Below are 12,733 nucleotides of genomic sequence, written 5' to 3'. Positions count from 1 at the left end.
TAATTCAGACTTTCCCTATCTTTTTTACATAAGCCTTTTAAATCCATGCCCTAAGATTAACAAACCAACCCTTACACGACATCTAAAGGCATAAAAAATCCTGCTTTTATTAAAACAGGATGAATCATTTGTTATTTTGAATAAACTTATGGGTTAAGCAGAGGTACTATACGAAGAAGACTTGATTATATCTTGTAAATAGCCTACCACAGAAAAAACACGTTTAAGTAAGGTTTTTCTAACTTTTTGACGCGCTAAAGTCTCAAGATGCAGCGATATGATTTCGTCTTTATGACGAGAGAAATGTTCTATGGTATCAGAGAAGGTAAACCCTTGCTGTTTTAAGGCATTGGCATCTATATACCCCAGATGTTTTAAATTAAATTGATTAAACATATACCGTGCTCCTGCTTTTATAGCTGCGATTTCTGAGCCTTTCTTTTTTATTTCAATAACAGACACCTTAGCCACACAAGCTTCTTTTATATCATCGAGCAGGCTTAGCGTGTTGTCCTTACTGGCATTATCCACCAGGCACAACTCAGTATCTTCTAACGTTTTTATCTGATTTATACATAAGGCCGTTTCGAGCTCTGTTTCATTATTGTGAAATACAATGATAACTCCAATTTTCATAAGCTATTTTCTAGAGTTAACTTTAGGCAATCTCTAAGTTTTCAGTCGATTTATTCGCTGTATTTTTTGATCTATACACCCAAGCAATTTGCGCTAATTGACCTACAATTTTTACAGAATCCTTCATGGATAATTTAGAACCATCAGCATGAATCCAACGCTTTAAAGGTTGTTCACATAACATCGCTTTAGCTTTTTTCAATCCGAAGTGAATACTCATGCGTTTAAAAATTTCAACATCAAAAATCCATTGGGTCACAAACTTTTCTCCAAACGCAATTTCAATAACATCCTTACTAAATATTTTAGCGCCACACTGGGTGTCTTTAAAATCCATTTTTAAAATCTTACGGATTATAAAGTTAATGGTAAGACTTATTATTTTTCGAGCTGATTCTTTAGTGATATTAGCGCCCATTCTAGAGATTCTAGAACCACTAACAATTTTAAAATCTGAATTTTCAATCGTTTTTACTAAGTCATCAAAATCTGATAAATCGGTAGATAAATCGGCATCTAAAAACCCAATATAATCCAAGTCTTCTTTTTGAGCCATATGGAGCATTCCTAAACGTACTGCTTCAGCTTTTCCTCCGTTTTTCTCACAATTATACACGGTAATAAAATCTTCTCTACCTTTTTGCAACTTGTATAATAATTCTAAGGTATTATCCTTACTCCCATCATTTACAAAACACAAATGGTAACCGGTATGCTTGTCTATATAGCTAATAAACTCGTCACTAAATAAACGCTCTTCTTCATTATAACATGGAATAACAACACCTACACATCGTTCTTGGATCATTACATCATTATGAGCCACGGTATGTTGGGTTTCTGGCGCCCCGATTAAGCGCTTAACACGCGCACTAATTTCATTAAGACTTAGAGGTTTTTTCATATAATCATTAATCCCTAACTCAAAGCCTTCTGTAATGGTTTCATCACGGGTGTTGCCAGACAATACCATAATTGGGGTTTGCGCATTTTTGGTAAGTCTAATATGTTTTACAAAGTCGAGTCCAGATAATCCCGGCATGTTGATATCTACAATGACTAAATCGGGTTGAAAGGCTTCGTAAAGTTCTAACCCCTTAGTGGCATCGGTTTCGATTTCTACCTCATAACCTAACTCTACTAATCGTTTTTGTAAAGGAAGTAATACTAACTGCTGGTCATCTATGGCTAAAACTTTCATAATAAACTGTTTTTTGTATTATTGATAGTTCAAAAGTACAGGAGTAAAGGGTTAAAAAATTCTTATTTAGTTTAACCTAAGGGTAAGTGTAGATGAATGGTCGTTTTCTGTAGTTCATTAAAAACTGAAGCCCTTTATAAATTATATATCTTTACCCTATTGAAATTGCTTAGGCCTTTAATGAAAGAAACCTCGAATAAATATTTAATATCTGCGCTTCTCTTAGGATTGGCTTTTCATGGTAGTGCCATCTTTTTTACCTTGGAAACAACTTATGATGCCTTGATCCATTTATTTTTTGCAGATCATTATGCTAATAGTTGGTTTGAGCCTTGGAACTACGAATGGTATACGGGTTTTACCGTTCAAAGTTATCCCCCTTTAGTGCATCAGTCTATAGGATTACTGTCTATGATTGCTGGTTTAAAGTTTGGTTTATTTAGCGTAGCTTTAATTGCTATTGTGCTATTTATTACAGGAACTTATCGGTTTTCCTTATTAATGACGGGTAATAAAACTGTAGCGGGCTATGCGACGGTTTTGGCTGTGTTTTCCTCATCCTTTATTGAAACCCTTCATATTTTTGGACAGCTTCCTAGTATTGTAGGCGTTTCGGTATTAATGCATGCCTTACCCGAAATTTACCTTTGGTTAAAAACCGGTAAAAAATGGTATTTAGCCACCAGCTTATCACTTATAGCCGTCACAGTAACCTCACACCATGTCACCCCTATTTTCGGAATGGTATTTTTTATTTTTCCGCTTATAGGTATGGTTTTAATGGATGTCTCTAGAGAACAAGTGAATTCTATGAAGGAGGTCACGTTTAAACGCTTCCTCAACAGTTTCTTAAAACTTTTTAAGCGTATTGTTAGTTTTGGCTTGTTGTCTTTAGTCTTAATCGTGGGCTGTATTTTCCCATATTGGCTAAACTCTAAAGCCAACCCCATTACCCAAGTTCCAATTCCGCATGGTTCTCGGGATAATTTCCTTGAGATCACCTCTTCTGGTTTGGTTTTCTTTTTAATTCCTTGGGGTATTTTACTGGTACTACTCCCTTATATATTTTACAGATATTACAGTAAACGTTATTTGTTTTTTGGGCTGTCCGTTACTATTTGTACGGTTTTAGGAACGGGAGGCACAACCCCTATACCTTTAAAAATGTTAGGCGAAACTGCGTTTAATATTTTAACCTTAGACCGCTTTACACTTTGGGCGTCTATTTTGTCGATTCCTTTAATGGGGGAATTTGCCTATCGTTTTGTGGAAGGTGATTTGAAGGTTTTAATTCAAACAAAATTTGGAGCTGTCTATCATAGAATTATTGGCGGACTCTTAGCCGGACTTATGGTATTTATGGTTATTTTCACCATGAGCCTAAACTACTTTAGACCCTCACAACCTCAAAAAATTAAGATGTTACCTATTGTGAATTTCCTCAATCAGGATGATCATGATAAATGGCGTTTTTTAACTCTTGGTTTTGGCGACCAAATGGCATGGCTAAGTGCACAAACCAATGCTTTAACCGTAGATGGAAATTACCATTCTGCACGACGACTCCCCGAATTAACCACAAGACCTATAGAACGATTAGAAAATTCTAAATTTAAAGGTGTTGCCGGTATTGGATCCTTACAACAGTTTTTAACCACTCCAGAAAAATACAATCTGAAATATATTTTTTCTAACGATAAGTTTTACGACCCTATCCTCTACTTCTGTGGATGGCAACGCCTTAGACAATTAGAAAATGGGATTATGGTTTGGGAACGCTTAAACATACCGCCTATTTCATCTATTTTACCCAAGGACGATGTGGCCCAATGGCTAAAGATCCATTGGGGAATTATGCCTTTTTTAACCGTGTTAGTCGCTTTTATACTTAACATACAAATGCTCTGGGTAAACATGTTAAAAACACGCTTTAAACCCATCCCGGATTTTTTAAAATATCATTGTTCTTACGAGTCCTTTAACAGGAACGTATTAAGAATTACGCATTTGTGGGCTTTATTTTTAGCCCTCGTTGTGGGGTATGGTATGTATTTATTTTACTTAAAAAACGACACCCAACGTAGTCCTGAAAATGCAATTATAGCCTATTATGATGCTTTAGATTTTAAGGAATTTGAAAAAGCGCACCAGCTTATAGATCCTAAAAGTCAGCTTCCTATTGCCCAGTATATGTTAGAAATTTCAGTCACCGATGGTCTATTAAGTAGCTATGCTAAAATGGATGCTATTGAAACTGAAATCACCACCTATAACGACAGCACGGTGGCTGCTAAAGTCACTACCCAATGGATTACACCTTTAGAGAAAATTAAAAAAGTAGATTATAAAACGCTTTCAAAACGCCGTAATAAGTGGTACTTACAACCCGACGATTTAAATAACGATTTACCACCAGATCAACTCTACTCGGCGCACGGCACCAAATATTTTAACCAAGGAAGGCGCCGCATTACTACAGAACAAACCCATCACGAGGATGTTTTAAAGCAACCCGTTTTAGAGGTGCTCTCTGCCAAACTGGTGCATTATGATGGACATTATGCTATTATTGGGGAGGTTCAAAATATAGACCATGTCCCAGCTGATGTCATTTTAAAAGGGACATTGTACAACGACGATAACAAACAACTTGCCACTTACAATGCTAAATACCATATGAAGCATAAATTAATGCCGAAAGAAGTGAGTAGTTTTAGAATTAATTTTGAAGGCATAGCGTGGTCTAAAACACAAGATTCGATTCCAGATACTTTTAATCCGGATGAATTTACACCTATTGAATTTGAAGAACAACCCACGAAATTCAACCTTCAAGCGGCCGGAAACGTTTCGGGTTCTGACCTGTATAAAAGTGTTGTTTTAAGTGCTATGAGCATTGAAGACCATACCATAAAAGGTCATTTATTTAATAGTGGTGTGCAAGAAATTACCATACCTCAGCTCTTAATCACCTATTATAATGCCGATAAAAAAATGGTTTGGGTAGATCACTTATTTGTTAAAGAAGGTATCCGACAGCAACGGAAGCAAGATTTTGAATATAAAATTTTAAACCACGGAAAAGTGAAAATTATCAACGAGGATATGAGCAATATTTTTGTAAACGGCTTACCCAACGCTGCCATTGCCGGTAAGGTGGTGCCTAATAGAATAGAAAATCATTCTGAAGCCGAGTTGCAAAACATAGATCATCCCGATTTTAGTTATATTAAACTAGATATTAACACCTATATAGGAAGTCCACATTAATGCCAAACAAATACACATATCTGTTTCTTTTAGGATTGATGTTCTTATCCTCCTTTGCTCTGCTCCAAAAGCAAGAGCCTGGGAACTATGAGTACCTAAGCAAGACCACCGAGTTTGAAGTTGGAACCCCTATAGTTTTAAAATTTTCCGCACCCAATTCTGAAAAACCTTTATTGTATTGCTCTAATAGTTATGGCGCCACCCTTATTACACCTGTTTTAACCTCTGGAGCTTTAACCTACACGATCCCTGAAAACATGAGTAAAAAAATAGGGATTTTAAATTGGGAATTACGCTCAGACTTCAGCAATAATTCCGGAAGCTTAACCCTAAACCCTAAGGCCGAAGTGGCTAGCATGGAGACTTATATTGGACCTCCAAGTATAGAGGCCGGTGGCACAGATTACACGATGCTAGTTATTATCCCCACCGACAGCTTGGATAATCCGGTTCCTAATAACACCTTAGTCACAGAAACGCATCAGTTTTTAGACGCGGAAGAAGCGAATTCCATTTACACCAACAATTTTATTGCCTTCAAAAATCTTTATTCTGAAAAAGAAAGCGGACGCCTTTTAGTTGCTTCAGAATGTTTAGGCGTTCACTCTAAAGAATTCACCATAAATGTGGCTGCCGCTATTCCTACAGATTTCAGCATTTCAGCCACACGTCCTCATGCTTATGCAGATGGCAACCAGATTACCACCTTTACAACGTCAATTTTAAAAGACGAACACAACAATGTGGTGAGTGATGGGACCTTTGTAACTTTTTTTATCACCGATCAAGATAAGCATATCTTAAAGACCACAGGAACCACTATTGATGGGGTGGCACAGGCAAAAATTATTCATCCCGATCATGAAGCACAATGGGAAATCAAAGCCTATGTTGAAGGCATGTCTGAAAGCCCAAGTATCGCATTAACATACCACCAGGTAATTAATGATTTTGAGGTTGTATTTTCAGATAAAAACAGAACTATTAACGTTGGTCCATTACAAAGTTTTATGGGGCAAATGATTCCAGATGGGCTCCACGTTACCCTGCATATTTACAAGGACAAGACTTTAGTAAATAGCATTGTAAAAACCAGCTTCAATGGTTATGTGCACTTCAATTTAAACCCTGCTATTTACACGAACGGTCATTATAATTTCAGCATAGAAACGGCTGGAAAAACAAAAGAATTCAACACCAAAAAACTATGGTAAGTCTTAATAAAAACATATTACGCGCCATATTAATTCTCTCATATATCATGGTTATCGCCTTTATTCTCTCTGGTGTTAGCGCCTTATTTAGTTATTTAAATACAGGAGCAGACCGCAGCACAATGCTGCATACCGAAATTCAAAATGTAGAACAATATCAACCAAAACTCACATGGCAACCTTTACAAAATGAAGGTCGACCAATGGATGAGGAAAATTTAAAGGCTTTAGAAAACGATTATCTCGATGCTTGGTACGTAAAACAAATGGCCTATAAAACAAATACCACGGCTGGCATCAAAGATTATTACACCGATAATGCTAGAAAAAACCTCTATGATTTTATATCCCTTAATAAAGCTAAAAATATCACTGTAGAGTCGACCACACTTCACCATAACCCGACTTTAGAGTTTTTTAGTGAAGATGGACAATTAGCCATCCTAACCGATAGGCATGTCGTAGAATACAAACGCCTTTTTAAAGCGAAACAATTGGTTTTAGAAACTACGGAAACCTCAACTTATAAAATTGTGCTTTTATTGGAAGATGGATTTTGGCGTATTCGGCATATGGTGAAAGAAGAAAATGCACAGTATAATTTTGAAAACGCAAGCATAAACACCGACAGTTTAAATATTAAAGGGATCAATTACTACCCACAAGCAACGCCATGGGATATGTTTGGGGATCAATTTTCAACAGAAATCTTATCTAAAGATTTTAAAATCATTAAAAATGCCGGCTTAAATGCCATACGTATTTTTATACCTTATGAGGATTTTGGGAAGGCCAATGTGCAGCCTGAAAAGCTTCATAAACTAAAACAAACCTTAGATATTGCTGAGGCTGAAGCATTAAATGTTGTAGTGACGCTATTCGATTTTTATGGTGATTATTCGGTGATGGATTGGACCCTAAACCAACGGCACGCAGAAACGATTGTATCGGCATTTAAAGATCATAAGGCTATTATTGCTTGGGATATTAAAAACGAACCCAATTTGGATTTTGAATCGCGCGGAAAAGCAAACGTAATGGCTTGGTTAGATCAGATGATTCATTTGGTAAAATCTATAGATACCGTTCACCCAATAACCATTGGTTGGTCTAACGCCGAAAGTGCCCCTTTATTAAAGGATAAAGTCGATTTTATATCCTTTCATTATTATGACGACTTAGAACAATTTGAAGCAGCTGTAAAGACCTTAAAATCGAAAGTTCCTGGTAAACCTTTAGTCCTTCAAGAATTTGGTTTAACCTCCTATTCTGGATTTTGGAAACCTTTTGGAGCTTCTGAAGAAGACCAAGCAAATTATCACAAAAAAATCCAAGAACTTATCGCAACCAACAATCTGCAATTTATGTCTTGGACTCTATATGACTTTACATACATACCAAAGGAAGTTGTAGGTCGCCTCCCTTGGCGTAAAAATGCTCAGAAGCATTTTGGGTTTATTGATAAAAATGGAACAAAAAAGGACGCGTTTAATTATATCACTCACCAATAGGTTCAACCCTTAAAGTCGCCCTATTCTGAGTTTAGAGGTTTTTATTTATTACAAGAGTTTAAAACCATGGCTGTAGCGCCTTTTCTCTTCTCTATAATCTCAGTAAACGTTTCTAAATACATATCGGTTATTTTAGACATTGGGTGTGCTGTAGCCGCCTCATAATTAATTCTAGAAAGTTTAACTCTATAAGCGTTATCCGTAACTATGTTTTCTATAGCAGCGGCTAAACTCTCTACACTTGTTGGGTTAAAGAACTCGCCTCTGTACCCTTCATCTTGTACCAATAAGGCTAAATCGCCTAAATCTGGCATAACTACCGCTTTCCCATAACTTCCTGCTTGGTGTAAAACTCCTGAACTTCCTGTGGTTGAAGTGTAAGGAAAAACGACCACAGCACTTTCATTAAACAAGGTTGGCACTTCACTTTCTTCAACATAACCTGTAAATCGTACTTGAGGAACATGTTTATAATCGGCTTGCACCTTAGCCAAATATCCAGGAACATTAGGGTTATCCGTACCAGCAATCACCACCTCTAAATCCATGCCTGTTTTAGCTCTCACCATTTCTACAGCTTCAATCATACCTTCGACCTTTTTATAGGTTCCAAATTTCCCAAAGGTCATAATTTGCATAGGCCCTTCTGGTAGATTATAATTTGGTTTTTCTGCAATTTCAAAGGTTCCGTGTGGAATTAATTTAACATTAGGAGCTAAGTATTTTACTTCTAAAATATTCACGTATTTCTGCATGGTTACAGCTACCGTATCCGCTTTCAAAATCAATTTTGTTAAGCTTGTTCCTATAAAACCGTATAGCTTTTGCATCAGTTTATTCGATGTAAAACCAGCACTTCCAAGATCAACTTCTTCAAGAATATTATGCAATAACACAATATTTGGTATCTTTTTTAACTTACACACTAACGGTAACATTAAACCTAAAGCTGCAGCGACTTTTTTATCTCCAAACTTCATAAACTGTAAATTGAACAATACCGCATCAGGGGCTGTGGCGTTTATGGCTTTGGTAACTGAAATTATATTTTTATAACTATTAAAAGACCAGCATTCTTTTACCGTAATCTTACAGCCGTCTTCACTAAACATAATGTCTTTAGCTCCTTCAGTTTTATCCGTTAATAGAATTAATTCTGAAATCGCTTCCTTTTGTCTAAAGTGCTTTACTAAATGATAAGCATACTCGTTTAAGGTGACTTTACTTGGTGGATATGCGGTTACTATTGCTAGTTTCATAATTGCTGAATTTTAAATGTTTTAATTAATTATAGTGCTAATTTCAGATTTTATTCCTCTAAAAATCAACACTTTCGTTGGAACAACCTTTACTGTAGACGAATGGAATTATTCTTTAGATAAAGCTTTTTTATGTGTTCCTATTTCAATTCTAAAAAAGACTAACTGTATGATTAACAGCAAGGTCATCGCTACAATTTGCATGTGTACCACTTGCTCTAAACTATCGTGAAAAAAGATCACTAGCCCCATTTGCAACATTCCGAAGACCCCAGAAATCACCACCGGAACATATTTATCTAAAGAGAGGTAATAGTAAGCGAAGATGTTAGAAATCGCAAACATAGAAGTGGCAATGGCGTATTTCCATAACAAGGGAGCCATGGCAATATACTGTTCACCAAAAAGGATTTTAATGATCAACTCCGGAAACGATAAGCAGGTTAACACAATCACAATGGAAATGCCTGCAATGTAGCCCACATACTTAAACAGCACTGAAGCCGTTTCTTTGCCTTCTTTTTTTAAGGCGACCACAGAGGGCAACAATAACATTACGAACATCCAAGCTATGAAATATACAATCCGACCTATTAAGGCCAAAGAGGCATATAACCCCGCTTCATAAGACTCAAAATAATGCTTAACGAGTAGGATATCGCTATTGTTAATGATAATTTGTGTGAGTTCGTAGAATGCTGTTAACAAAAAGAAATTCTTAATGTGTTTCTTGTCAACTGAGGCTAATTCATGAGATGCTTTAAAGCTGATATGTTCCGTTTTAAATGGAAACATTCCAAAAATGAAGGACAACGCAATACCTGTAGCAATGATTGCAGAAGATTGAAGATTAAATAAAAAGATAAGGCCTAAGGTAATGAGCAACCGGCTAAGCATTTCGCCTTGATAGGTTATCGATAAAAATTTATAAGCTTTTTTTCCTTGAAAAGCCCCTCTGTTTACACTCATTAAAAAATAAAGCGGTACACCACAACCAAAAATAACAAACATTGAAGCGGAGGAGGTGTTAAAAACAACTTTTAATTCGGGAGCAAACACAATGATTAAAACGCCTAAAACAAGCCCTATTACAAAAGCCTGTTTATAAATTTTAGAGATAAAGGTTTTAAACAAAGTATCCTCAAAAAGTACAGAGAATTTGGCCGTAACCAACTGAAACGTCATCGCCACGAACGACAGCACCAACAGTAGAGTTATAAGAACCGCAGCATCTGCAAATTCTGCCGGTCCTAAGACACGTCCTAAGATAAGGTTGTATAAATAGTTGCCGCCATTTACAGTTAATACACTTAACATAAACAACTGCTCTGGTGTTACCTTTCTCGATTTTAAGACCGCTAATAATTGCATCATTTTTATAGGTATTCGTTTAAATCTGACACAAATATCTTATGTAATTCCGTGTATGTTAGCTATATTTCGACGGATGACTGCTTGCTGTAGATGAATGGAGGACTTATGTGCCGTAACTTGCAAATAGAAAATAATACGAATATTATGACTTTAAAATCACGGATTACTTTAGCATTCTTATGTCTGGTTTTTGGCATTTCAGCACAAAATATGCAAGAAGGATTTACCTACTTAGAAACCGGTAAATATGCTAAAGCAGAGGACTTTTTTCAAGAGGTCTTAAAAGAGCATCCGACCAACAAAACAGCACGCCTGTGTTATGGTAGAGCTATTGGCCTTAATGGAAATTCTGAAGCCGCTTATGCCTTATTTACAAACTTACTTGCCGATTACCCTAATGATTTTGAAGTAAAATTAAATTATGCCGAATCCTTATTATGGAATAACAACTTTAGCGAAGCTAAAACCTATTATAAAGGTTTAGTCAAGGAAGAGCCAAAAAGTTTTGCCGCTTTATTGGGGTTTGCCAATACACTGTCTAATTTAAAAACTTATGAAGAGGCTTTAGAAATGGTGAACAAAGCCTTAGAGGTTTCACCTGGTAACCCTAACGCTCTAACCTCTAAAAAATATATTTACTTGGGCTATGCCTACCAAAATCAGCAAGCACAACAGTACGAAAAAGCGGAAACCTTACTGCTTACAAACTTAGAACTGTTTGAAGATGATAAAGACAGCTTACTAAATTTAGCCAACCTTTACCTTATCTGGAACCAGCTAGACCGTGCTGAATCTACATACCATAAACTGGCACAACAGCCCGAACATAACACCGTAGCTTTAAACGGTTTGGCATTAGTGGCCCACCTTAACGGAAAAGAAAAAAAGGCTTTAGAACTGAGTACAACAGCCTACAATAGCTTATCCTCAACCGCTGCACCTACCGTAGTACAACAAACGACAGAACGCTATGCACAGGCCTTAATTTGGAATAAAAAATTTAACGCTGCCCAAACCTTAATCGATAGCTTAATAACAAAATATCCAAACCAAAACTGGGTACTCGCGTTGCGTGCCACACTTAATATCTATAAAAGTAATTTTAAAGCAAGCTTAAACGATTACAACCAAATCTTAGTAAACGACAGCACTTCTTTTGATGGGAATCTCGGGAAAGCGAATGCTTTAAAAGCTTTGGGCCAAACCGAAGGCGCCTATACCGCTGCAGAAAATACTTTAACCTTTTACGACGATCAAAAAGATGCGGTGAATTTTATTAAACAATTAGACCAGAGCTTTACGCCTACCCTAGAATCTAAAGTGGCTCATACCTTTGATAATGGCGATAACCAAGCCTTCTCATTTGATCAGAGTGTGAATGTTCCGCTCTCTACAAAATTAGCCTTATTAGGAAACTACAACTACCGAACCACAAAAAATACGGTAACCGACAACTCGGCAACGTCTAACAATCTTTCTTTGGGGGTTTCTTATAAACTGATTCCGAGTATCACTTTTAAAGGAACCGCAGGCCTCTCTTCGGCAAAAGCTGAATCTGCTAATTATACACAACTCTTAACTGATATTTCCTTCGGAATTAAATCTTTTAAATTACAGTCATTAGAAGTGGGTTATAAAAGACAGATTGAAAGTTTTAATGCCGACTTGCTAGACCGAGAGATTGTACAGAATAATTATTATGCGAATTATAATTTGGCCACTAATTTTAACTTAGGATGGTTTACCCAGTTAATGTATACCTCACAGAATGATGGGAACAGCAGACAACTTCTATTCACCTCATTATACTATAATTTGCTTCCTAAGCCTTCATTAAAAGCGGGTATAAATTACCAACACATTACTTTTGAAGATCAAGTGCCTAGCATCTATTTTAGTCCTGAAAAATTTAATGCGGTTGAACTTTTTGTCAATATCATTAAAGATGAAGCGGCAGCCAAACCGAAAACCTGGTTTTACAATGCCACCGCCGCTTTTGGTTATCAATTTATTGAAGACGACCCCAAGCAGAGCACCTACCGATTACAAGGTGCATTTGGATATCGATTTTCAGAACGTAGTTTATTAAATGTTTACGGAACCCGTAGTAATATTGCCTCTGCAACAGCAGCTGGATTTACCTTTACAGAAATAGGATTACGTTTTAAATGGATGTTTTTAAAGAAGAAACTGTTTCAAAGAGACTAACACCGAGTTCAAATAATTTTAAAACTTTACCTCAACCTTACGGGAAGCTAATTATAGCTT

The 12,733-nt window shown here is 36.5% G+C and carries 8 protein-coding genes; 4 read left to right on the top strand and 4 right to left on the bottom strand.

Going from position 1 to position 12,733, the window contains the following annotated elements; all coding sequences use genetic code 11:
• Window positions 1-153 precede the first annotated feature (153 nt).
• Window positions 154-636: a glycosyltransferase gene (locus ACFQ13_RS15625; RefSeq protein WP_386118985.1), complete on the bottom strand. Its 483-nt coding sequence runs from the start codon at window positions 634-636 to the stop codon at window positions 154-156.
• Between the two features lie 22 nt (window positions 637-658).
• Window positions 659-1,837: a response regulator gene (locus ACFQ13_RS15620; protein WP_386118982.1), complete on the bottom strand. Its 1,179-nt coding sequence runs from the start codon at window positions 1,835-1,837 to the stop codon at window positions 659-661.
• A 180-nt stretch (window positions 1,838-2,017) separates the two neighbouring features.
• Between ACFQ13_RS15620 and ACFQ13_RS15615 the strand changes: the two genes are divergently transcribed.
• From ACFQ13_RS15615 to ACFQ13_RS15605, 3 genes are read left to right on the top strand one after another with little or no spacing between them, the layout of a single operon-like run.
• Window positions 2,018-5,107, top strand: coding sequence for a hypothetical protein (locus ACFQ13_RS15615; RefSeq protein ID WP_386118979.1), 3,090 nt, complete (start codon window positions 2,018-2,020; stop codon window positions 5,105-5,107).
• Window positions 5,107-6,321, top strand: a complete 1,215-nt coding sequence (locus ACFQ13_RS15610; RefSeq protein ID WP_386118976.1) for a hypothetical protein — start codon at window positions 5,107-5,109, stop codon at window positions 6,319-6,321. The genes ACFQ13_RS15615 and ACFQ13_RS15610 overlap by 1 nt, the downstream gene beginning before the upstream one ends.
• Complete coding sequence (locus ACFQ13_RS15605; protein WP_386118973.1) at window positions 6,315-7,832, top strand: glycoside hydrolase family 2 TIM barrel-domain containing protein; 1,518 nt, start codon at window positions 6,315-6,317, stop codon at window positions 7,830-7,832. The genes ACFQ13_RS15610 and ACFQ13_RS15605 overlap by 7 nt, the downstream gene beginning before the upstream one ends.
• A 41-nt stretch (window positions 7,833-7,873) precedes the next feature.
• On the opposite strand, the gene ACFQ13_RS15600 is transcribed toward ACFQ13_RS15605, so the two are convergent.
• Window positions 7,874-9,091: a glycosyltransferase gene (locus ACFQ13_RS15600; RefSeq protein WP_386118971.1), complete on the bottom strand. Its 1,218-nt coding sequence runs from the start codon at window positions 9,089-9,091 to the stop codon at window positions 7,874-7,876.
• A 108-nt stretch (window positions 9,092-9,199) separates the two neighbouring features.
• Entirely contained in the window at window positions 9,200-10,462 is a 1,263-nt protein-coding gene (locus ACFQ13_RS15595; RefSeq protein WP_386119482.1) for an oligosaccharide flippase family protein, read from the bottom strand.
• Window positions 10,463-10,609: 147 nt separating this feature from the next.
• Here ACFQ13_RS15595 and ACFQ13_RS15590 point away from each other — a divergent pair, with 147 nt between their 5' ends.
• Complete coding sequence (locus ACFQ13_RS15590) at window positions 10,610-12,673, top strand: tetratricopeptide repeat protein (protein ID WP_386118968.1); 2,064 nt, start codon at window positions 10,610-10,612, stop codon at window positions 12,671-12,673.
• Window positions 12,674-12,733: the final 60 nt, after the last annotated feature.

The organism is Winogradskyella rapida, from assembly GCF_042675845.1.
GTDB classification, from domain to species: domain Bacteria; phylum Bacteroidota; class Bacteroidia; order Flavobacteriales; family Flavobacteriaceae; genus Winogradskyella; species Winogradskyella rapida.
This window is presented reverse-complemented; position numbering and strand designations above follow the sequence as displayed.

Coding starts and splice junctions, on each gene's coding strand:
- ACFQ13_RS15620 (WP_386118982.1), bottom strand. CDS start 1,837: ATGAAAGTTTTAGCCATAGATGACCAGCAGTTAGTATTACTTCCTTTA.
- ACFQ13_RS15615 (WP_386118979.1), top strand. CDS start 2,018: ATGAAAGAAACCTCGAATAAATATTTAATATCTGCGCTTCTCTTAGGA.
- ACFQ13_RS15600 (WP_386118971.1), bottom strand. CDS start 9,091: ATGAAACTAGCAATAGTAACCGCATATCCACCAAGTAAAGTCACCTTA.
- ACFQ13_RS15590 (WP_386118968.1), top strand. CDS start 10,610: ATGACTTTAAAATCACGGATTACTTTAGCATTCTTATGTCTGGTTTTT.
- ACFQ13_RS15605 (WP_386118973.1), top strand. CDS start 6,315: ATGGTAAGTCTTAATAAAAACATATTACGCGCCATATTAATTCTCTCA.
- ACFQ13_RS15595 (WP_386119482.1), bottom strand. CDS start 10,462: ATGCAATTATTAGCGGTCTTAAAATCGAGAAAGGTAACACCAGAGCAG.
- ACFQ13_RS15625 (WP_386118985.1), bottom strand. CDS start 636: ATGAAAATTGGAGTTATCATTGTATTTCACAATAATGAAACAGAGCTC.
- ACFQ13_RS15610 (WP_386118976.1), top strand. CDS start 5,107: ATGCCAAACAAATACACATATCTGTTTCTTTTAGGATTGATGTTCTTA.